14 protein-coding genes are annotated in these 22,339 nt (G+C 50.7%); 9 read left to right on the top strand and 5 right to left on the bottom strand.

What is annotated here, in order from left to right:
• Nucleotides 1-94: 94 nt before the first annotated feature.
• Complete coding sequence (locus BMY63_RS11575) at nt 95-1,738, top strand: family 43 glycosylhydrolase (RefSeq protein WP_255397453.1); 1,644 nt, start codon at nt 95-97, stop codon at nt 1,736-1,738.
• A 155-nt stretch (nt 1,739-1,893) separates the two neighbouring features.
• Here BMY63_RS11575 and BMY63_RS11570 read toward each other — a convergent pair whose 3' ends face one another.
• Nucleotides 1,894-2,706: a bifunctional hydroxymethylpyrimidine kinase/phosphomethylpyrimidine kinase gene (locus tag BMY63_RS11570; RefSeq protein WP_091916951.1), complete on the bottom strand. Its 813-nt coding sequence runs from the start codon at nt 2,704-2,706 to the stop codon at nt 1,894-1,896.
• Nucleotides 2,707-2,836: 130 nt separating this feature from the next.
• Between BMY63_RS11570 and BMY63_RS11565 the strand changes: the two genes are divergently transcribed.
• From BMY63_RS11565 to BMY63_RS11540, 6 genes are all read left to right on the top strand, one after another.
• A complete protein-coding gene (locus BMY63_RS11565) occupies nt 2,837-4,786 on the top strand; it encodes an AAA domain-containing protein (RefSeq protein WP_091916949.1) in 1,950 nt (649 codons plus the stop codon).
• A gap of 176 nt (nt 4,787-4,962) precedes the next feature.
• Nucleotides 4,963-5,322, top strand: a complete 360-nt coding sequence (locus tag BMY63_RS11560; protein ID WP_091900099.1) for a BlaI/MecI/CopY family transcriptional regulator — start codon at nt 4,963-4,965, stop codon at nt 5,320-5,322.
• The gene (locus tag BMY63_RS11555; RefSeq protein WP_091916947.1) at nt 5,319-6,971 is read left to right on the top strand and encodes a M56 family metallopeptidase; all 1,653 of its coding nucleotides are present in this window, start codon (nt 5,319-5,321) and stop codon (nt 6,969-6,971) included. The genes BMY63_RS11560 and BMY63_RS11555 overlap by 4 nt, the downstream gene beginning before the upstream one ends.
• Nucleotides 6,972-6,981: 10 nt before the next feature.
• Nucleotides 6,982-8,190: a tetratricopeptide repeat protein gene (locus BMY63_RS11550; RefSeq protein WP_091916945.1), complete on the top strand. Its 1,209-nt coding sequence runs from the start codon at nt 6,982-6,984 to the stop codon at nt 8,188-8,190.
• 763 nt (nt 8,191-8,953) lie between these two features.
• On the top strand, nt 8,954-9,148 hold the full coding sequence (locus BMY63_RS11545; protein ID WP_143065788.1) for a hypothetical protein: 195 nt from the start codon (nt 8,954-8,956) through the stop codon (nt 9,146-9,148).
• A gap of 17 nt (nt 9,149-9,165) precedes the next feature.
• Nucleotides 9,166-10,296, top strand: a complete 1,131-nt coding sequence (locus BMY63_RS11540) for a GNAT family N-acetyltransferase (RefSeq protein ID WP_091916941.1) — start codon at nt 9,166-9,168, stop codon at nt 10,294-10,296.
• Here the strand turns inward: BMY63_RS11540 and BMY63_RS11535 are convergent.
• A complete protein-coding gene (locus tag BMY63_RS11535; protein ID WP_091916998.1) occupies nt 10,293-14,222 on the bottom strand; it encodes a two-component regulator propeller domain-containing protein in 3,930 nt (1,309 codons plus the stop codon). The two genes, BMY63_RS11540 and BMY63_RS11535, sit on opposite strands and share 4 nt — an antisense overlap.
• Nucleotides 14,223-14,708: 486 nt before the next feature.
• Here BMY63_RS11535 and BMY63_RS11530 point away from each other — a divergent pair, with 486 nt between their 5' ends.
• Both BMY63_RS11530 and BMY63_RS11520 read left to right on the top strand, forming a co-directional pair.
• A complete protein-coding gene (locus BMY63_RS11530) occupies nt 14,709-15,335 on the top strand; it encodes a hypothetical protein (protein ID WP_143065787.1) in 627 nt (208 codons plus the stop codon).
• A 731-nt stretch (nt 15,336-16,066) separates the two neighbouring features.
• Entirely contained in the window at nt 16,067-16,513 is a 447-nt protein-coding gene (locus BMY63_RS11520) for a hypothetical protein (RefSeq protein ID WP_091916935.1), read from the top strand.
• Nucleotides 16,514-17,269: 756 nt separating this feature from the next.
• Here BMY63_RS11520 and BMY63_RS11515 read toward each other — a convergent pair.
• Genes BMY63_RS11515 through BMY63_RS11505 form a run of 3 tightly spaced genes read right to left on the bottom strand, consistent with a single transcriptional unit; the run spans nt 17,270 to nt 22,298 of the window.
• Nucleotides 17,270-19,585, bottom strand: coding sequence for a DUF6055 domain-containing protein (locus tag BMY63_RS11515; RefSeq protein WP_091916996.1), 2,316 nt, complete (start codon nt 19,583-19,585; stop codon nt 17,270-17,272).
• Between the two features lie 7 nt (nt 19,586-19,592).
• Nucleotides 19,593-20,591 (bottom strand): DUF4859 domain-containing protein, encoded by a 999-nt coding sequence (locus BMY63_RS11510; RefSeq protein ID WP_091916932.1) that lies wholly within the window; start codon nt 20,589-20,591, stop codon nt 19,593-19,595.
• 36 nt (nt 20,592-20,627) lie between these two features.
• The gene (locus BMY63_RS11505) at nt 20,628-22,298 is read right to left on the bottom strand and encodes a RagB/SusD family nutrient uptake outer membrane protein (RefSeq protein WP_091916930.1); all 1,671 of its coding nucleotides are present in this window, start codon (nt 22,296-22,298) and stop codon (nt 20,628-20,630) included.
• Nucleotides 22,299-22,339: the final 41 nt, after the last annotated feature.

Genomic DNA, 22,339 nt, shown 5'->3' with positions numbered 1-22,339 from the left:
ATATGAGAGAAAATATACCATGAGACCACATAGGAAACTGCAGAAAATGTTGTATATTTGCACCCAGATTATTCGTTACAAAAAGACAAAGAAGATGAAAGCAAAAGCCCTCATGATGAGCGTGGCAGTGGCCTGCTGCGCAGTGATGATCGTCTCGTGTGCACGGCAGACAGAGACAGCCAAGTCGGAACTGACCACCGTTGGTAATCCCTTCCTTCCAATGTGGGAGCATATCCCCGACGGGGAACCATATGTGTTCGAGGATCCTGATCAACCGGGGAAACAGCGTGTGTATATCTATGGGTCGCATGACAATCTGAAGACCATGTATTGTGGTCGCGATCAGGTGGTCTGGTCGGCTTCGGTGGATAGCCTGAACAATTGGCGCTACGATGGCGTGATCCTGGTTGTTGACAAAAATGCGAAGGGGGAGCCGTTCGATTCTATAGGAACTGCCGATGTTCTCTACGCTCCAGATGTGACGTTGGTGACAGATGGCGATGGCAAAAAGACCTATTATCTCTTCCCTAATGATCAGACGGGGATGCGTAACGGATTAATTGCTAAAAGCGACAGACCCGACGGACCTTTTGAGGTGTGCAACTGGAGTGCCGATGATCCTAATCAGGTAGATGGGGTGCTGAGGTTCGACCCTGCTGTATTCGTCGATGATGATGGTCGTGTGTATGGTTATTGGGGCTTCGAACGCTCTTATGCTGCGGAGTTCGATCCTACTACGATGGCTACGGTAAAGCCAGGCACAGCTGTGGTCGAAGATATGGTTTCGGGCAGATACCAGTCTGGTGATTTCCGTTTCTTCGAGGCTTCGTCTATCCGTAAGATCAAGGATAAGTACGTGTTTATCTACAGTCGTTGGACAAAGGACGGTGAGTTCGGTCTGCCTGATACAAACTATACGCTGGCCTATGCTTATAGCGACAAACCGTTGGGACCTTGGACCTATGGCGGTACCATTATTGATGGTCGTGGTCGTGAGATTAATGAGCAGGGTGACACGATTGCCTCTGGTACTATCTCTGGTAATACTCACGGTAGTATCTGTGAGATTAACGGACAGTGGTATGTGTTCTATCACCGTCAGACTGGCACGAATGAGTATGCTCGTCAGGCCATGGTGGCTCCCATCGAAGTGAAGGTGGAAGAGGGTATCGGTGGTAAGGTAGAGATTTCCGAGGGTGAGTATAATTCCGAGGGTTTTGCCTTGGAGGGCCTTAATCCGCTGGAGCGTCATTCTGCCGGTATAGCTTGCTGGTACACGGGACCGAAGGTTGCGGAACACCAGTGGCCGGATAACGTCTTCTATGGCTCGTATGTGGAAGCTTCATACGGAACGGACACGAATTTCGATGCACCATATAATCTGAAGAATAACAGCAACAATGTCGTGAACAATACCGATGGTTCTATTGTCGGCTATAAGTACTTTAACTTTACTCATACACATGGGAAGAAGGATATTCAACTACTCCTTCAACTGATTCCTGAGGGCATCGACGGTTCCATTCAGGTGATGATTGACAGGCCATGGGAGTCGCAGGGTGGCTCTCTCTTGGGTACGATAGAACTGAAGACCGATATGCCTAAAGTGTCGACGGAACTGACGGCTGAGTTACCTGCTCTGACGGAGTTGACAGGTAAGCATGCGATCTATCTTAAATTCTCGTCGGCGACAAAGGAGAAGTCTCTCTGCACACTCGAGACACTTGTCTTTAAGTAAATAACATCATTTAACAGATTTCTGTGCAGTATTTTATGCTTTTCGTGGTTATATATGTAGAGAGATGTTGACGACTGCCAACGAAATCTTTGCATTCAATCATGATAAATCGAAAGCCGGAACACTTCTTGATAAGGTGTCCCGGCTTTTCGTGTCTATAGTAAATCAAGGCATTTCTCAATGGGAATGCCTTTGTTCCTGTCTTGAGTATTACGATAGCGGTCAATCATACGGAAGACAGTATCCATCGCCGTACGCGTGGAAGTCTTCAAAGTCTCCCCATTCAACAGATGACCGATGAGCACAGCTGAGAAGATGTCGCCTGTACCATGGAAGAGACCGGGAATCTCGTGGTATTCCAGGTGGAAGTAGGTATCGTCGAAATGGTTATAGCCAGCTACGGCGTTCTGGCCATCAATCTTACAACTGGTAATCAGGGCTGATTTACAGCCGATACTTCTCAGCTTGTCGAGCAGAACCTTTGCCTCTTCCCAGGAGATTCCTTCCATGACAATCGGCGTGTCCGTCAGATAACAAGCCTCGGTATAGTTGGGAAAGGTGAGATGTGCAACAGAGACCATCTCACGCATCAACTCCACCTGTTTCTGTGTCACACCGTTATAAAGTCGGCCACCGTCGCCGAGGATAGGATCCACGAAGACGGTCGTACCCTGTGCTCCCTGTTCCTTGCAGTAGCCCGCCACAAGTTTGGCCTGCTCGTCGCTGAACATCAGTCCTGTGCAGATGGCATCAAATCCGAAACCAAGCTCTTTCCATACAGGCAGCGTTCCACGTATATACTCTGTCGTGTCTTGGATATTGAACTTCCCGTAGTCGAGGGTGTTCGACACAAGGGCTGTCGGCAGACTGTATGTCGGAATGCCAAGATAAGAAAGGATAGGTAGCATCGCGCCCATGCCTACCTTTCCGTAGCCCACAACGTCGTTAATCAGAAGTATTTGTTTCATTTCGGCTGCAAAGTTACATCTTTTTTTAAACACGGAGATATGGAGGTGCGATGTTTTTTATAAAAAAGTGAAAAACTCAGGATGTAGGCATGACTGTGTTTTATTTTTTGTATACCTTTGCAGTATAGTTATGGGAGATATCATTTCACCGATTATGGCACTTCAGCAACAACGTCTGCTACTCCAATTGGAGTATCAGACGGAGAAAGATGCTTTTCGTAAGCAGACCGAGGAGATGGGACTGCAACGGAAGGTGATGCGTGGTGATGCCTGGTATCCTTTGAGGATTGGGAGGAGCTATTACAACTCTCTGAACCAACTGGCTGTGGAGGTGTACCGTCAGGGCGACAAAGAGAAAGCACAGGATGGCGATGTGGCATCGGGTATGATAGAACATAACTTCGAGTTTGGTAGGCCGGTGGCTTTCTTTCGGGTGAAAAACGATAATGCGAAGAAGTCCAGTATCCATTATTTTCCTTTTTCCGGTACTGTCAGCTATGTCGATGGCGACCGTATGGTGGTGACTGTCCCCGACACAGCTCCTCTGATTGACGTACAGAGCGCGGAGAATGTGGGCATTCAGTTGTTTTTCGATGAGACGTCTTATCGGACGATGTTCGAAGCACTCGACCGAGCTATCAAGGGGAAGGGACGTCTGGGTTATCTCCGGGATCTGTTCTATTCCAGACAGAAGGCTGAGACCTATAGTTTTGCGTCGCTCCATTTCCCTTATTTGAATGCGACACAGGAAGAGGCTGTAAACAAGGTGCTTCGTGCCAAGGATGTAGCGGTAGTGCATGGTCCTCCAGGCACCGGCAAGACCACGACACTTGTTGAGGCTATCTATGAGACGCTCCGACGGGAGAATCAGGTGCTGGTATGTGCGCAGAGTAATATGGCGGTAGACTGGATTTCTGAAAAGCTCGTAGATCGTGGTATCAATGTCTTACGGATCGGTAATCCGACGCGTGTTAACGATAAGATGCTGTCGTTTACCTATGAACGGCGTTTCGAGGCACATCCCGATTATGAACTGTTGTGGGCTATCCGTAAGGCTATCCGAGAGCTCCGTACCCATCGCAAGCGAAGCGACGAACGGTATCATCAGAAATTGGAACGACTGAAGAGTCGTGCCACCGAGTTGGAGGTGCGCATCAATGCCGACCTCTTCGGTGAGGCTCGTGTCATCGCCTCTACGCTTGTCGGCTCTGCCAACCGCCTGCTTGACGGACAGAAGTTTGGTACAGTCTTTATTGACGAGGCTGCACAGGCTCTTGAGGCTGCCTGTTGGATACCTATCCGACGTGTCTCCCGTGTGATTCTGGCGGGCGATCATTGTCAGTTACCACCAACAGTAAAGAGTATCGCAGCCCTGAAAGGCGGTCTTGGAAAGACCTTGATGGAGCGTATCGTGGAGAATAAGCCTGAGGTTGTCACCTTGTTACGCATGCAGTACCGCATGAACGAGGAGATTATGCGCTTCTCCAGCGACTGGTTTTATGGCAATCAGGTGGAGAGTGCACCCGATGTGAAGTACCGCAGTATCTTGGATCTTGATGTACCGATGACATGGATGGATACCTCTCCCGACCTCGTTGGTGAGGAGAATCCGGAAAATAAACAAAGCGAACTCTTCCGTGAGGAGTTCGTTGGTGAGTCGTTTGGTCGTATCAATAGGGCTGAGGCAGAACTTACGCTGATGGCGTTAGAGAGTTATTTCAGGAAGATTGGCAAGGAACGAATTCTTGATGAGCGTATCGATGTGGGTATCATCTCTCCTTACCGTGCTCAGGTGCAGTACCTTCGTCGTCAACTGAAAAAGAAGGAGTTCTTCAAACCTTATCGTCAGTTAATCAGTGTCAATACTGTCGATGGCTTCCAGGGACAGGAGCGCGACATCATCCTCATATCCTTGGTCCGTGCCAACGACGAAGGACAGATTGGATTTCTGCGCGACCTCCGTCGAATGAACGTGGCCATCACTCGTGCCCGTATGAAACTCATTATCCTCGGCGATGCCTCTACCATGACGCGTCATCCATTCTATAAGAAACTGTATGAATACATCGAAGCTCTTTAAAAATACGTTAAATTCAAAGCAAACTAATTAATTTAGTTTAATAACTATTCGAATTAGTTGGATGCAACTATCTTTTTTAGTTACTTTGCGCTTAGGTATTACGAATGACGCGTATTTTGATGATGACATCCGGCCTATGGTCGCTTGTCTTGTAAGATCTAAAGCAAGAAATAATTATGAAGAAGTTGACAAATAAAGAAAAGGAAATCATGGACCTGTATTGGGAGCATGGACCGATGTTCGTTAAGGAGTTGTTAGACTATTACGACGAGCCGAAGCCGCATTTCAATACGCTTTCCACGATGGTCCGTATTCTGGAGAAGGAAGGATTCCTTGATCACAGACAATTTGGGAACACCTACCAATACTTCCCACTCATCTCAGAGACGGAGTATGGACGGAGGTCGATGGCCGGTGTCATCCAGAACTATTTCAACAACTCCTACCTCAGCGTTGTTTCCTCGTTCGTCAAGGAAGAGAAAATATCCGTTGAGGAATTAAAAGAACTCATCAATCATATAGAAAACAGTAAATGACAGACTTCCTGATATACGACGTAAAGGTGGCCGTACTCATCGCGGTGTTCTATATGTTCTACCGTGTACTATTGGCCAAGGAGACTTTTCATAGGGTGAACCGCGTGGTGTTGCTGGCAACGGCTATCGCCTCATTTGTCATGCCGTTCTGTGTGATAACCCTCCATGAGACTGTCATGATGCCGATGCCACAGGTAGATGTGGAAGTGGGAGCAGCCGTCGCTGAGGCTGTTGCTCCTCAGACACCTTGGTGGCAGATTGTACTACCCGTACTCTTCTTTGTGGGAGTGGCAGTGGTACTGGGGCATACCCTTCTGTCGATAATCAGGCTTGTGCTGTTGATTAAAAGAAGCGAGCAGCATCCCTTGCAGGATGGTATCATCGTCTGTGTGACCGGTAACACGGCGATGTCGCCTTTCAGCTGGATGCATTATATAGTCATGAATCGTAGTGACTACGAGGAAAGTGATGCCTCTGTTCTCGCTCATGAACGAGGACATATTCGTCTCAGACATTCCTGGGATGTGCTTCTCGTTGATACGCTTACCGCTCTGCAGTGGTTTAACCCGGCGATGTGGATGCTCCGCAGTGATCTGCGAGCCATCCATGAGTACGAGGCCGATGCGGCGGTACTCTCTCAAGGCATCAATGCGCGTCAATACCAATACCTGTTAATCTCAAAAGCCGCTGGCATCGGCGGGTACTACCTTGCCAACGGAATCTCTCACAGTATCCTTAAAAACCGAATCAATATGATGTTACATACTAAATCCAATCGTAGCCGTCTTCTGAAAGTACTGGCTTTTCTGCCTATCATCGCCGTTGCCCTCGCCGTTAATGCCGAGAAGGTCACAGAGGTGAAGTACATCAACACGTCTTCCGCAGAGGAGACAGTCGTTGAGAGTGTTCCCGTAGAGACCGTTCAGCTCGAGACAACTAAGACTCCCGAGACTGCTTTGGTAACTGATATGGTGGTCACTGACACAGTGAAGACTAATACAAACTCGGTGTCTGCTCCTATATTCGATGTCGTGGATGAGATGCCTCAGTTCCCTGGTGGTCATAATGCATTACTTGAATTCCTGACAAAGAACATCAAGTATCCTAAGAGTGCAGAAAAAGAAGGTATCCAAGGTCGTGTCATCGTGACATTTGTTGTTGATAAAGACGGAACCATTAATAATCAGAAGGTGGTCAAGTCGGTTCATCCTGCTCTTGATGCTGAGGCCCTCCGAATAGTAGGCTCCATGCCGAAGTGGGTTCCCGGTAAGCAGAATGGTCAGCCCGTTGCTGTGAAGTACACCGTACCTCTTACCTTCCGTCTTCAAGGTGGAGACTTGGAGGTTGCCAAATATGAGGGGACAATCAAGTATGATCCAGAATCGAAGAGTCAGTTAAATGAACTCGTTATCGTGGGTTATGATCAAAAACCTGCTTCTCATGTTTCAATAGCTTATGATACAAAGAATACAGACAAGCATCCCCTGGTTATTGTTGATGGCCAGACCATTGAGCCTGAGAAGATAAAAGACATTGATCCTAAAACTATCGACCACATAGATATCTTGAAGGATAAATCTGCTATCGAGAAGTATGGCGAGAAGGCCAAGAACGGTGTGGTTGTTGTTACCTTGAAGAAAAAGAAATAGAATCTCTCTCATGAATAGAATCGTTATGATGTTTTCCCTCGCCCTGCTGACGGTTTCCCCCGTCAGCGGCGAGGATCTTGACTCCTTGCAGGTCTGTGTGCAGGCAGGCGACAGTTGTATGAAACAGTATGACACCTACGAGGCGTTAAAGTACTATCAACGGGCTTGCGAAATAGCGAAGGCCGAAGCCGTCGAGAAGGCTGTTGCCAATGTACAACTCCCGGAAGAACAATTGTCCATGCTTTCACGAAAGCAAGCAGATGTGGTTCTTCAGAACTTACGTCATGATGCTGCAGTTAGTGCTGTGGCTCCGTGTTCAATCCGAATGAAACTTGCCGACTGTCACTATAAGCGTGCCAACTATCGTGAGGTCTGTGAGATCCTGAAGAACGTGCCCGAGGATAGTCTCTCGCATGATGCCTTCCGACAGTTAGTCAATAGCTATCAGAAACTGGGCGATAACGATTCGTATGTTTATTGGACGGGGTGTTTGGTCAATCGATATCCCATGGATGGCGAGATGGTCGCAGGACTGTCACTGGGTTATACTCGTAATCAGCAACCACAGAACGGTATCGCTTGTGCCTTGCGATACTTCCAGAGAGACTCAACGAATATCCTGGTAAACCGTGCACTGGCCGATGCGTACTTCATGGATCGTCAGTTCGACAAGGCGGAGGCTGTGTATGAACGTTTGCTTCAACAGGGCGATTCTACCTTTAACACACTCTACTCTGCTGCCATGAGTGAGACTCGGATAGACAGTCTGGAGTTGGCTTATAAGCATCTGATTCCTGCCTTCCTGATCAGTGGTATGCAGCATTCCGGTTGTGCCTACCGTCTTGGTGTGGTCTGTGTCGACACGAAACGCTATGAGGAAGGACTTCGATACCTGAGTCTTGCCCGTGAGCTGATGCATCCTGACACCACCGTGATGCGCGCCATCACCCTCTCGCAAGGCGAGGGCTATTATCTGACACAACAGTACCCGCAGGCCATCGAGGCGTGGAAGGAGCACCTGACCTATAACCCTGGTTCTATTGCCACCTATTATAATATCGGCCAGACCTATGGCCTTCTCTTGGAAGACTATGCGCAGCAGGCTATCTATTATCAGAAGTTCCTTGAACTGGCCGAGAAGGAACCGCCCAGTGAGAAACTGTCGGAGATGATACGGAAGGCACGGGCTACCGTTCAGATCCGTAAGATGGATGATTAGGTTGGCTTCATCAACCCCTGGCCCTTCTTCATAAGAAGGGGCTTTTGCAGGGTTCCACCCTTTCTTCATTTTCTTTCTGTCACCAGAAAGAAAACCGGAGCAAAAAGAAAGAGTGCGAAAACGTCCTGTCTCGGAGGCCGGTTGTCCGATTTTAGTAGCCACTCAATGCGCTCGAGCTCTGCTCGCTTGGCTTGTCCAAGAACTCGCTCCGCTCAGACAGCATTTCGTATTTCGTTCCTTGGCTCGCTTCCCGAGCCAAGACTCAATATGGCTCCGAAAATAGGACACCCTCTAAAGACCTCCTCGTGCGGAGTGTTTTCGAGTCTTGCTGCGCGGTCCCAGAGCCCTTCTGCGGTCTTGAGCAGTTTCCCCCTCTGCGGTCCCTGAGCCTGTCGAAGGGAATACCGCAGAGTATTCTCGAAGAAGCTGTGCGCAGCCGATAAAAAACCACGCCAGACCTTTGATGGTCTGAGCGTACCTTAATGTAAGAGCGACAGGAGGAGCGGTTAAGTCTTCCCATATAGGGGGAACTGATGGAACAGCGAGAGGAGAGGCAAGTTTTACTTGAACTCTCCCGAGTCGTGACAGAAGTCGACCGAAGGTCAAGTTTGGTTAGGGTGGATGCTTCTTTTGGTTCTTTTCATCGCGCCGAAGAAAAAGAACAAACAAGCAGGGTGGAACCCTGCATTATAGCCGCCCCTTAGCAAGGGGACTCTAAAGTTTCATTTCTCTCTCGTGCGAGAGAGAAATGAAAAACAACCCTATGGAAAAGGAAATTGAAAAGAAAGACACGTTTTCCTTTTACATCTCACTCGTTTTTAATATCTTTGCCATCGCAGATAGCGAAATTACTTTGTCTCGGCAAAAAAAAGAAACGAGTTTCTTTGTTTTGCGCTTGACTTTTCGTAAATTTGCACTCAACATAGGAAACCAAAAGTGGGACTATGAGTTTTATTAGTAGTTGTTCCTAGGCTAATGATTGAGATCCGTGAAGTAAAGACCCGACAGGAACTGAGACAGTTTGTCCAGTTCTATTATGATTTGTATCGTGGTAACAAGTATGCGGTGCCCTATCTCTTCTCAGAGGAGATGTCGGCACTTCAACAGGATAAGAATCCCTCGTTTGAGTGCTGTGAAGCAGCCTATTTTCTGGCTTATAAGGATGGACGGATTGTAGGCCGTGTGGCGGCGATCATCAATCATCGTGCCAACGAGCGATGGAATACCCATCAGGTGCGATTCGGCTGGTTCGATTTCATCGACGATGAGGCGGTGTCGACAGCTTTGCTGCAGGCCGTAGAGGACTGGGGTAGGCAGCGTGGCATGCAAGAGATCGCCGGTCCACTGGGCTTTATTGATACCGACCGTGAGGGAATGCTTGTCGACGGTTTCGATCAGCTCTCTACGATGTACATCAACTATAACTACCCTTATTATCCACAACATATGGAGCATATGGGTGGCTTCACGAAGGATAATGACTATGTGGAGTGTAAGATAAAGATACCAGAGGTGGTTCCGGCGAAGTTCGCGAAGGTCACAGAGATGGTGAGCAACCGCTATCACCTCCGGGTGCATAAGTTCACACGACGGGAACTGGTCGACGAGGGCTATGGGCGCCAGGTATTCGAGCTGCTCAATGCTACTTATAAGGACCTTTACGGGTTCAGTCAGCTCTCAGACGCCCAGATCGACAAACTTGTCAACGACTATATCAAGATCGCAGACCTTAATCTGGTGACGGCAGTCATGGACGGCGACAGGATGGTGGGCTTCGGTGTCACCTTCCCTTCGTTCTCCCGTGCCTTACAGAAGACACGCGACGGCCGCTTCCTTCCCTTTGGCTGGTGGCAGCTACTGAAGATCCTGAAATGGCATAAGACAAACGTCGTCGACCTGCTGCTCATCGGAGTTCTGCCAGAATACCGCTCGAAGGGTGCTAATGCGCTGATCTTCGACGACCTGATCCGACAGTTCCGTCGTTATGGGTTTGAGTGGGCGGAGACAGGACCGCAGATGGAGACCAACGAGGGTGTTCTCTCTCAGTGGCAGTATCTGGAGAGTACACAGCACCGTCGGCATCGTTGTTATAGGAAGCGTCTCTAGCCTTGGGCGAACTCGCCCGGCTTGATGCCAAACTGCTTATGGAAGCATTTCGAGAAATAAGAGGGGTTTGAGAAGCCTACCATATAGGCGACCTCTCCTACCTGATACCTGCCGTCCTTCAACAGTTGGGCGGCTTTTTTCAGTCTTACGATCTGTATCATCTCGTTGGGTGTCACGTCGGCAAGCGTCTTAATCTTTGCGAACAGACCGCTTCGACTGATATTCAGTTGTTCTGCGAGGAAGTTCACGTTGAGTTCTGAGTTAGAGAAGTTCTCCTCTATCAGCTGGTTCATCCTTGTCAGGAAGGCGTTGTCCGTCGGGGTGATGGCGATCTCCGTCACTGGCTCCAGCGGTTGACTGGAGAACCGCTCCCTGAGGCGGTGCCGCATCTCCAGCATATTCCGGATGCAGGCATCCAGATATTGCGGCGAGAAGGGCTTTTCTATATACGTGTCGGCGCCTACGTCCATACCCTCGATCTTCGAGTCGTCGTCGGTCTTGGCGGTGAGCATGACAAACGGGATATGACTGGTCTGCGGGTCAAGGCGCACGCGGCGACAGAACTCAGCCCCGTCCATCCTCGGCATCATCCAGTCGCTGATGATGATGTCCACTTCATGCTTGGAGAGCCGTTCCAGGGCCTCGATGCCGTCGCCGGCCGTGATGACCTCGTATTTATAGCGGAAGTTATTGCTGAGGAAGGTGACCATATCTTCCGAGTCGTCGACGATGAGCATGGTCTGCCGTTGGTCAGAAGACATGTAGACCGTCTGTCTGCTGTTGACAGATGATCTGCTGACAAGCCCGTCAGACACCTCAGAGTCTTCATCCGCAAACTGCTGCCTGTCATCCGCGGCTTGTCCCACTGGCAGGATGACGGTGAAGGTGCTGCCCTTGCCCACCTCGGAGGTGACGCCGATGGAGCCATGATGCTGGTCCACGATGTTCTTCACGATGTTCAGTCCGATGCCTGTGCCGGGCTTGTTGTCCTGCGCCTGGAAGAACGGATCGAAGATCCGCTGGCGGTCTTCCTCGCGAATCCCTACGCCGTTATCGGTCACCTCGATGCGGAAGTGCGATCCGTCGGGCTCCACCTCGCAGGTCAGTCGCACATCGTCCTTGGTGTATTTGTTCGCATTCGTCAACAGGTTGCTGATGACCTTCGTCACCGCCTCCCTGTCGATGATGGCCGTGAAGTGCTCGTCGGGATAGGTTACCGTAAACCGTTTGCCGCCTTGTTCGAAGGTGGGGGCGAAGCGCTCGCTGACCGACTGCACCAGGTGGTGGATATTCTGTGGGGCGAAATGCATGGCCAGACTCTGCTGTTCCACCTTACGGAAGTCGAGTAGCTGGTTCACCAGTTCCAGCAGACGGTGGGCGTTGCGGTCGATGATGTCCAGTCCCTCGACCTTAGAGTCCTTCAGCTTCTCCAGAGGACCGATGATCAGCGATACCGGGGTGCGTATCTCGTGAGCAATCATCGTGAAGAAGTTCAGACGAGCCTCGCGCACCTCCTTCTCTTTTTCCTCGCTCAGCCGCTGTAGCTCGCGCTGATGCTGGCGCTCGGCCCTACGGAGACGGGTGTGCATGTAGTACCAGATGATGGCGCCTGCCAGCAGGAGATAGATGACCTTGGCATACCAGCTCCACCAGAATGGCGGGTGTACCACGATGCGGAGCGTCGCCTCGTTCGACGACCATATGCCGTCGTTGTTCGTTGCCTTCACGTGGAAGATATAGGTGCCGGCAGGCAGGTTCGTGTAGGTGGCCTGGTTCTGGTTGCCCACGTAGTTCCAGTCGTTGTCGAACCCTTCCATCATATAGGCATACTGGTTTTTCCCCGGTGAGCAGTAGCTCAGTGAGGCAAACGAGAGGGTGAGCATCTGTGCGTCGTTATAGCCGAGTACCAGCTCCTTGGTCTGCGAGAGGTCCAGAGGCAGTCCGTCGTAGGTATGCTCCTCACGGTTCATGATCTGGAGCGAGGTGATATAGACGGGCGGCATCATGCTGTTGGTCTTGATCTGGTAAGGCAGGAAGGTGTTGAAGCCGCTGGTGGTGCCGAAGTAGATACGGCCGTCGCTGGCCTTGATGCCCGAGTTCGGCTGGAACTGCTCGCTCACCAGTCCGTCGTGGAGGGTGAACCGCTGCACGTCACCGTTGGGCACGTATTTGATGATGCCCCGTTCTGTCGAGAGCCACAAGGCACCCTGCTCTTCGATGATGCCCATGACGTTGTGGTTGGGCACGTCGAGGCTGGCGCTGATAAAGCGGTCTTTGCCCTCGTCGTAGCGGCAGAGTCCGCCCAGTGTGCCGATCCATAGCCGACCGCTCTCGTCGACATATGTGCAGTTCACCTGGTTGTCGGCCAGGGAGTGAGGGTCGTTATCGTCGTGCAGGTATTGTCTGAACGTCTTGTGCCTGGTGTCGTATTTCCACAGTCCGCTGCCCTGTGTCGACAGCCACAGGTTGCCGTAGCGGTCCTCGTCGATGTCGATGGTCAGTGAGCTCACCTTTCCGATACGCTCAAACCAGTTGTCCGTGCGGTCGTAACGGTTCAGTCCTTCCATCGTTGCCACCCAGATCTGTCCCTGCGTGTCGTTGTAGATAGCGTAGCTGCTGGAGTTGTCGAGCGAGTGGGGGTCGGTGGTCTGCATATACTGTCTCAGGGCACCGGTCTCCGTGTTGAGTACCAGTACACCGCTGGTATAGGTGCCTATCCACAGCTCACTGCCCCAGAAGCACAGGGCATGTGTGTTCTGGCGCGACAGGATATCGCGGTGCGGATAGTCGACGAAGCGCTGCTCTCGTGGCGAGTAGCACATCAGTCCACCGTCATCGCTGGCAATCCATACATGGCCCTGCCTGTCCTCACAGAAACGTGAGATCACATTTCCTGCCAGTCCCGACTCCATGGAGAACGCCTCGAAGCGCTTGCCTACAGGCGAGATGTAGTTCACGCCACCGTAATAGGTGCCAATCCAGGTGCCGTTCTCCGTGTCGTTCATGAGGGCATAGACGAAGCGGTCGGTCAGCCGCTGACCGTCTATCAGTCGCCACCACTCTCTGGTCTTCGGGTTGAAGCATATCACACCGTCGTCGCAGCCGATGCAGATATAGTCGTCTGCCCGCCCCTCTGAGGTGCCGTCACCAGCGTGTGTCCTCTCAAGCAGTGTGTGGATATGCGAGCCAACCTTGGTCGCGACGGGGTTGAGCACCTGCTCCAGTCGTCCGTCGCTGTGCATCAGCAGCAGTCCCTGCTCCCACGTGCCTATCCAGATCCGTCCGTCACGGGTCTGTAGCATCCGCAACGCGTTATAGTTCCCGTTATAGGATAGGTCGACGGCCTCGAATCTGTCGTGCAGACGGTTCAGCTTCTGGACGGTCGGAGCCCCCCAGTTGGTGATGGTCCACACCTGGTTGCCGTGGTCGACGAGTACCTGAGCCACGGCACTGCCGATGGTCTTGAAGTCATAGTGCCTCGTCTGTCCTGTCTTCAGGTCGTAGCGCCACACACCGTTCGCCATCGTTGATATCCAGAGTCCCTCTCCTTTGTCTGTCGCCAGCGAGGTCACTGCCGAATGGATATCCATTGGCAGTCGCTCGAACATCTGTCGCTCGAAGGGCAGGCGGAACACGCCTTTCTCCGTACCGATGTAGATGCCGTCGTCGCCGGCCAGCAGGGCCGACACATATTGGTTGATGCCGAGCGCGGCGATGCGTAGCGGCAGCACCTTTGTACCGTCGTAGCGACAGAGCCCGTTGTCCGTCCCGAACCAGATGAAGCCATACTTGTCTTGCACGATGTTACGGACGGCATTTGAGGTCAATCCGTCGTTCATCGTGATGTTCCGATAGCGGTAGTCTCCCATTGCCATCACAGGCAAGAGGAACAGCAGAGTGATGGGCAGTAGTAACAGTCGTCTCATCATTGTGCAAAAATATAGAAAATATCCGAGAAAACCAAGTGTTTCGCTCGTTTTTTCGACGTACAACAATAACTCGATGCACCTCCGTTTGTCCTAAAAAACTGCCCCTAAGAGCGTTCGTAGAACGGCCTGTCGAAGTCTCCCCCAGCGGTCCTTGATCCTGTGGTTGCCCTGCGGTCCCTGAGCTTGTCGAAGGGAGAACCGCTCCAGCGATCCCTGATCCTGCGGTTGCCCTGCGGTCCCTGAGCTTGTCGAAGGGAGAACCGCTCGCTTGACTTATCCAAGAAGGGATCCCCACAAATTACCTCACAGATTTGGTGGTCTCAGACAAATTACCTATATTTGCCGCTGATATCAACCATAAATCGCATGGGATTGCAGATGAATGTCACCTACAATAAGGAGTTCGACGGCACGCTTGGCCTGAACACCTACGACCACGGCGCCCGCCATCACGATTTGAATAGATTAAAAACCTAGACGAAGATGAAGAAAACATTAGTCATATTATTGATAAGTTCTTTTATGGGTTGTACGATTTCTTCAACCGGTACATCTTCACGTGCGGCAGATAGTGTGGATGCAACCCTTGTTGATGAAGACTCGACATCTATTTTATGGACGGCCATTGTGGATTCCATGAAAGAGGTGGGACTGAAAAATGTTATTGATAATATGGTGCCTCATGACTTGGCGCATGTGATAGAAAAGGGCCGTATTCTGAATGGGGAAAAGAAAATAAGAGATTTATATCCTCATTATCAAGTAGGTGACACGCTTTTTTTTATTCAGCATATAGAATGTAGTCGTTATATAACTCATTTCACTTTTTGGAAGAAGGGAGATAAGGGGTATAATTATAGATATAGGCCACAGCCCAATAATATGCCAGATACAGTTTTTATACGTCAATTTGATGAGCGAGAGTTGCAATATCGAGAATTCTTTAAGGCGTGTGAGGATTGGAATGTTGATTATCTCTCTAATTCAGAAGAATACCATAAGCATAAGTCACAAAGATTCATATTTCGTGTAATCATTAAGGAAAAGGGGGAATTCCAGATGGACTATGTATCGCGTGTATTTCAAGAACGAAGGGATTTGTTCTTATAATGTAAATAGTATACTGCATTAATATGATAAATTGATGAAGAGAAGACTGTTGTTGTCAGTATTATGCGACCTTCTTGTCATGGTCAACCGGGGCGTCGATCCTTTTGTTCATGGGAGAGCGACATTAATGAGTAAAAGACTTAATCATGTTTACTAGGATTATTGTTTATTTTGTATTCACATTTTGTTTTTGTATTCCTTCTTTTTCACAAGAAAGAGTTGCAAGGGATGCAGATGGCAATATATGGCTCATGACAGATACGATAAGAAATGTTATGCATTATATTGATAACGACGGCCATTCTATAGAGGTTACAACGAGAAAAGATCTCATGTGTGAAAAGGAGGAACTAGATTCTCTTATTATGCGTAATCAATATGACTTATGGTCTAACTGGGACGGATGTAAAGAGTCTGAACCTTATGCTTCTGTCGTTTATTCTATTTTGTTCTCAAATAAGATGAGAATAGTAGAAGTTCGATTATTAAGGAGAGAAGCATATGAAAAGAATCCGGTTATAGACAATGTCATTATACAGTCGATAAAAAAGACAAAAAACATATGGAAAAAATGTAAGCATATAAAGAAGAATACCGTCTATGTGTCAAGGACAAGAGTGGTAATTCCTTTACACTAATGGAGAGAAGAATTATACACGACGAGGTCAGTCATCAAGGTTATGGCTATCATGAGATAGGGGATTTGATACATTCACTTTTTGGAAAATAACATGGAAAGAATTATTGCAGGTTTGCGAGCACTTATTGGTAATTATGTGGTGAGTAGTAATACTGGCGGTGGGGCAAGTAGTATCCTTTTACTAAAATTCGATAATGATTCTGCAATATGGGCATGGAGGTATTGGGAAATTAGTTGTGGTGAAGAACTAATCGCATGTTCTGAGGATGACGATACTCCTATGATTGGGAAGATGGCAGTAGTGGCAAATATGCTGAAAGGTAAAAGGGTACTTGATGTGAAATTGGTCGAAGAGAATCTGAATCTAGGAATTCTCTTTGATGGCAATTACGAATTATGGCTATATACAGAAAAAGAGAATCGTAAAGAGTTCCTTTCTGTCAATAATTGGGAATATGAGATGCCCTCATTGAACTTGTGTTATACTGTAACGTCTCAAGTCAGAATTGAGACGTCAGTGTATAATGGCAAGGAATAAGAAAAAGAGCGTAATTAATGATGCTGACCCTGAAGTGCCCTGGTTGTAAGCATTCGGGGTTGCCTGGTTTCTGTCACTTTGCCGACATGAAACTCCCAGTTTGTTCCGACCTTTTTTCCTTTGTCCCTTCGACAGGCTCAGGGACCGCATTGGTTTGTCCTAAAAAAGTGCCAAAAAAAGTGCTTGTCTGAAGTTGTGAACTAGAAAAACCAAGGGGGACTTTTAGTTCCTTTTTCCCCTGTTCGGCGTAGAGATGGGGGCTCCTTTGGGTAGGGGTGGCTTCTAACAGTCAAGGAGATTATCTCCACGATGGTAAGGAATGGCACTTACGAGTGAAGGAGATCATCTCCATACCCTATAAGGGATTATCTCTTTCACTCGTAAACCCTATCTCCACGACTCACAGGGCCTATCTCTTTGAAGGAAAGATCCCACCTCGTTCTTGTGTAGTTGTAATCGTCTTATTATCAGTTAATTATAAAGGCGGCCCAAAACTCGCGCCTACACCTCTCATTCCATCGTTTCTGATCTCCATGCGAGTTATGAGGGGGCGTTTGTCAAGATATATCGTGTTTGTCCCTTCGAATATCTCGTCTAATTGTATATGAGAAAAAGAGAATTGTCTGCATCAGACTGACATCATATAACGATTCTCTATCACCAAAAAACGGGGGCGGCCCGATGGATTCTCCTGAAGGAATCCTATCTGCCGCCCCCAACGACCTAAAAAACAAGGTACCTAAACAATTTATTATATTAGAAGTGTAGATTCAGAGTGATGACTGCCTTGTACTCCTTGCCGTCCTTGGTATAGACGAAGGTGGGCTTCATCGTATAGGTCTTGCCGGCCTCCACAGTGCCGGGCTTGAAGCCGACGGGGAAGAGGTAGCTGGTGCCACTATACTCATAATAGAGCTGGCCCTCGCCCCAGGTGGCGGCCATGCCCTCGGCATTGATCCATGGGCCGATGGCGTTCGTGCTGCAGGCGAAGCTGATGGTACCATCGGGCTGTGTCAGACCGACAGCCACCTTGCCTTCCTCGGGCACGACCTTATCGTCGGCGCGCTGTGCCATGGCTCCGAGAATCTCTGTGGGCTGCAGTCGGAAGGCCTTGGCCATCTGTTCGATGAGACCCTCGCCGAGCAAGTCGATCTCTGCAACCTGATATCCTTCGTAGGCCGCATCAAGACCGTTCAGGTCGAAGGTGAGGGCGACATCCTCCGGATTGCCGGCAGGAATCTCGACGAAGCCCTTCACACCCGTGTTCTCGAACTTCACGTTGTAAGGCCACTGCTGGTCGTTGGTCTCGTCGTCGTCCCAACCCTGGCGCTGGTAGTCTGTCGGGGTGGCCACGACTACGAGGTAGAGCTTGTCGGTGCCGGCCGGCACCTTCATCTCTGCCACAGCATTCTTTCCCTTGGCCATCGTGCCATAGGTGGTCTTGCCGCCGCTGACGGCCACGAAGCCGATACGGTAGGCCGACGATGTGTTGGTCTGCTGGTTGTAGGTGGTCACTGTGCTGATGGCATGACCATCGCCATCGACCACCTTACCGGCATCGCCACTGACGAGCGCACTGCCTGGGGTTACAGCCTTCAGGTCGGCCTTCACCACCGTACCTGCGGCGGGGGTGTTCAGCTCGATGGCGTTGAAGCCCGTCGTACCAGGACAATTGTCGTAGGTGGGCTGGAAGCCGCCGTCTTTCGGCAGCATATGGGTCGTGTAGTTTGTTGCATTGCTGTTCTGACCGAGATACTGGTGTACGGCGTCGAAGTCGTAGTTCACGCAACGGGCGGCATAGTCGTAGTACTCATCGTAGAACTTCTCCATGTCGCTGGCACAGAACAGACGGGCGTAGGTCTGGATGGGATCCTCGGGGAAGGTGCTCTCCTGCCAGATGCGTCCGTAGGCCTCGATACCATGCTTCTGTGTCAGGTAGTAGGGCAGCCAGTAAGAGGCATAGCGCATGAACTCGTGGTTGAAGTGACGGTGGTGCGAGCGGAGCCATACCGATACGTTGGCATTCTGTGTGAAGCACTCCTCGGGATAGTCCTGGAACGACTGCCACTGGGCGCACTGCTCCCAGTAGGCGCAGCCGCCGGCACCATTGGCGCCGAAGCCATAGCGGAAACCGCCGTTCATGCCATAGGCCGTCTCCTCGGCCTGACCGTTGAGCAGCTTGTCGCAGCCTGCCTGGTACTGGAACGAATGGCCGATCTCATGGGCGATGGTCGAGCCGGCGGGCTGACAGGTAGAGGGGTTCACCCAGAGGGCACCGATCTGGTTGTCATAGCCTGAGCCGGTGGCGAGCCAGTCTTCTTGATAGAGCAGGTAGATCTGCATCTTATATTTGTCGAGGTTGCTCTTGCCCTGACCCACGGTCACCATCTTCAACTTCTCCACGTTGGTGGTATAGAACTGCTCTGCCTTCTGCAGCAGGTCGTCGATATTGACGCGCAGGGCGGCAGGCACATCGCTGCCGTTAGGGTCGTAGCCGAAGCCTGGCTCCCAGAACACGAAGAAGTGCTCACTCTGCTTCATGCGCCAGAATGACCACTTGGCATCGTCGCGCAGCATATGGTCGACACCGCGCTCGAAGCCCTCGTTCCAAGTGCCCGGACAGATGTACTTGTCGAAGTTCTCTACTTGTGAGCGGTCCATGGTGTGGACGGCGTCGGGGTTCTGGTTCTGGTGGACGTTGATCACCGAGGTCTTGTCGCCGCAGCGGATCTCTATCTGTGCGTCGCGGTAGAACTCGGAGTCGTTCTTCTTCAGACAGAACGGCATCTTCACCTCTCCGGCATTGCCCGAGTTCACGGTCAGCGTGAGCCATTCGATCTTGGTGTTGGCGGCACGGGTGGTCACGTCGCTGACGCTGGCCGTCCAACTGCTGTTGGCGGTGAACGTGATGGAGCTCTCCACCTCGTCCCACTCGACGGTCTTATTCAGTTCACTCTCCGAGATGGTGATGTTGCCGACGATCACGTCGTCATCATCGGTACAGGCGGAGAGACCGAGAGCGACGAGCGCGACGAGGGCGCTCTTGCTCATGAGTCTGGATAGATTCTTCATATGATAGTTATTCAAATGTGGCATTTAATACAAACTCTATAAATCTGGTGGCATCGCTCTTGCTTGCATAGACAAAGTGTACTTTGGTTTTCGTGCCGGAAGGTACACCGGGGGCACGACCAATGCCAACGCTCTTGTCGTCAGCGTGAGTCTCAATATAGTAGAAGTTACCAGCAGCATAGCCGTTACCACTCCAGTTACATACCTTATGGTCTACGTCAACCCAGAGACCAATACCACCTGCTGTATAGCCGGATGATGTGTCCCAATTGCCGTTGTCGTCAGCAAGGTACATGGCAATGTCGTTCTCTGTGTTTGCAATCGTCGCGATGAAGTCTGCCGATGACATACCGAAGCAGGCATTGATGGCATTCTCAATAGACGTGAGATCGAACTCGTAGCTTGCATAGTCGCCGGCGGGAATGATGATATCCTGAATGATCGTGCCGGGGTCGGTAATAGAGAAGTTGACAGTAAAACGGACATACTGGTCGTAGTCCTTGCCGTTCACAACAGCAAAACCGACGTTGGCCGCCATCGAGAGACCTGCGGCAGACCCTTCGGGCACGTTCAGGACGAGAGCCTTGGCAGCTTTGTCGAGTTCGATGCTGGCCACACCGTCGTTGCCAACGACAGCGCCATTGTTATTATACCACCAGCCTTCGCCTTTGGTCATGGCACTCATATCCCATATACTGCGAGCTGTGTTGATGCTGTGGAACGCTACCTTGCCCGACTCGATGCCAGCCAGCATATCGTCGACCGTCATCTTCATCTTGGTCTGAATCTGCTCGGCATAGTCCTTCAGATAGACGGTCTTTGGAGTGACATGTCCCTTGCGGAACTCCGCATTCAAGGAAATGGTGGCATCGGCATCCGCACGGAGATAGGGCGACTCGTCGGGGCCATAGACGTGCTTGCTGACAGCATCCTCTGGGTCGTCGCTACAGGCAGTGAAACCCAAGGCGATGCAAGCCATTGCTATATATAATATGTTCTTTTTCATAACTTTGAATTCGTGAAATTAGTGTAATTTGTGGTCTTAATTCGCAGCTGTGTAGCCGGGGTTCTGCTTCAGCTTGGGGTTGCCGTCAAGGGCATCCTGTGGGATGGGGAACATGTCGGTATGGCGGTCGGCCTCGGGATCCTTGCAGAACCACGACTTGCCGCAGTACACGTTCATATTCGTACCCTTGATCATGAAGCGGATGATGTCGTCGCGGCGGTGTGCCTCGCACACGAACTCACGAGCCAGCTCGTCGAGCAGTCCGCCCAGTTCGATATCGTCGCCACCTTGGTATTTCTCTACCCAGTGGTCCTCGCCACCGAGCTCACCAGTATTCTCACGGTGACCGTAGTTGTACTTACTGCCTCCCTTTAGTTGGGCAGCTGTCACCTTGGCTTTGGCTGGGTCTGCCTTGAAGTTACGGGCACGCACCTGAGTGACCAGAGCGGCTGCATCGTCCTCAGTCTCACCGTTGTAGCCGCCTAAGCGGAGCAGGCACTCTGCCTTCATCAGCAGGGCGTCGGCATAACGGTAGTAGGGCACGTCGTCATAGCTCGAACCGAAGTCACCGCTCTTGATCTCATACTTCACCAGTCGCCAGCTCTCCATCGGATAGCAGCCAGGGTTGTCAATGCTGTGGAGTTCACGGGTGTAGTCGAGAGGCTCACCGTCAAGCAGGATGGGACTGCCGTCGAGGGCATACTGCGGACCACCGGTCCAACAGTTTTCCAGGCGGGTGTCGCCCTCCTCATAGATGTCGAGGAATTGCGGATAGACGATACCACCGCCTGTTGCCCAACCCGAGAAGTTCCAACGGGCGCGGCCTGCGTTGTGGATCCAGAGGTTGGCCATGAAGTTACCGCTGGCATACTTATTCTCGAACACGATACCAAAGATAATCTCGGGCGAGGTAGAGATATCCTCCATGAAGTTGTCGCTGTAGTTGGGAGCCAAGGCGAACTTACCCGAGTTGATGATGATGTTCAGACAGTCGATACATTTCTGGTAGTAGGAAGGATCCTTGGCCTCGGGGAACCACGCGTCGTGGTTCAGATAAAGCTTGGCCAACTGCATATATGCCGCATATTTGCTGAGCTTACCGAGTGACACGTCCTCGCCACAGTGCTCTGCCACGTCTTTCAACTCACGCTCAATCCATTGATAGGTCACCTCGGGAGCTGCCTGTTCAGGTGTCCAACCGTCGGGATGCACGAAGGTGGTGTCGAGTGGGATATTACGGAACAGGTCGAAAAGGTTGTAGTAGTACATGGCGCGATAGGCGCGTACCTGTGCCTTGATGAGCTCACTGCCAGACACCTGTTCGTTGGCAAGAATCTGGTTGCAGGCGTTGACGCCAGCATAGTTGTTACCCCAGTTCACGGAGAAATGTCCGATACCTGAGTTGAACTCATGTTTGTGCAGGGAGATATAAAGGTCGCCCCAGCCGATACCGATACGGTTGGGAATGCCCCACACGTCGGAGCTCTCGTCCATGATGTCGGCCATACCGAACCATCCCCAGTATACGTCGCGCAGACTGCTATATACGGGGGCGATGGTGGCTTCGAGGTCGGCATCCGTGAACTCGTACTTCTCGGAGGCCATACGGGAGTATATCGTCTCGTCCAAATCTGTACATCCGGCGATGGTCAGACCTGTAGCGCCCACCATAGCGGAAACGATGATTTTATTATATATTGCTTTCATAACTATAAACTTTGAACTATAAACTTTGAACTTTATGATTA

The sequence above is a fragment of the Prevotella aff. ruminicola Tc2-24 genome (genome assembly GCF_900110895.1).
Classification (GTDB): Bacteria; Bacteroidota; Bacteroidia; order Bacteroidales; family Bacteroidaceae; genus Prevotella.
The sequence above is the reverse complement of the archived record's forward strand: the minus strand, read 5'-3'. Positions and strand labels throughout refer to the sequence as shown.

Excerpts from the sequence above, each read along its gene's own strand:
- BMY63_RS11575 (WP_255397453.1), top strand. The coding sequence starts at position 95 with ATGAAAGCAAAAGCCCTCATGATGAGCGTGGCAGTGGCCTGCTGCGCA.
- BMY63_RS11570 (WP_091916951.1), bottom strand. The coding sequence starts at position 2,706 with ATGAAACAAATACTTCTGATTAACGACGTTGTGGGCTACGGAAAGGTA.
- BMY63_RS11565 (WP_091916949.1), top strand. The coding sequence starts at position 2,837 with ATGGGAGATATCATTTCACCGATTATGGCACTTCAGCAACAACGTCTG.
- BMY63_RS11560 (WP_091900099.1), top strand. The coding sequence starts at position 4,963 with ATGAAGAAGTTGACAAATAAAGAAAAGGAAATCATGGACCTGTATTGG.
- BMY63_RS11555 (WP_091916947.1), top strand. The coding sequence starts at position 5,319 with ATGACAGACTTCCTGATATACGACGTAAAGGTGGCCGTACTCATCGCG.
- BMY63_RS11550 (WP_091916945.1), top strand. The coding sequence starts at position 6,982 with ATGAATAGAATCGTTATGATGTTTTCCCTCGCCCTGCTGACGGTTTCC.
- BMY63_RS11545 (WP_143065788.1), top strand. The coding sequence starts at position 8,954 with ATGGAAAAGGAAATTGAAAAGAAAGACACGTTTTCCTTTTACATCTCA.
- BMY63_RS11540 (WP_091916941.1), top strand. The coding sequence starts at position 9,166 with ATGATTGAGATCCGTGAAGTAAAGACCCGACAGGAACTGAGACAGTTT.
- BMY63_RS11535 (WP_091916998.1), bottom strand. The coding sequence starts at position 14,222 with ATGAGACGACTGTTACTACTGCCCATCACTCTGCTGTTCCTCTTGCCT.
- BMY63_RS11530 (WP_143065787.1), top strand. The coding sequence starts at position 14,709 with ATGAAGAAAACATTAGTCATATTATTGATAAGTTCTTTTATGGGTTGT.
- BMY63_RS11520 (WP_091916935.1), top strand. The coding sequence starts at position 16,067 with ATGGAAAGAATTATTGCAGGTTTGCGAGCACTTATTGGTAATTATGTG.
- BMY63_RS11515 (WP_091916996.1), bottom strand. The coding sequence starts at position 19,585 with ATGAAGAATCTATCCAGACTCATGAGCAAGAGCGCCCTCGTCGCGCTC.
- BMY63_RS11510 (WP_091916932.1), bottom strand. The coding sequence starts at position 20,591 with ATGAAAAAGAACATATTATATATAGCAATGGCTTGCATCGCCTTGGGT.
- BMY63_RS11505 (WP_091916930.1), bottom strand. The coding sequence starts at position 22,298 with ATGAAAGCAATATATAATAAAATCATCGTTTCCGCTATGGTGGGCGCT.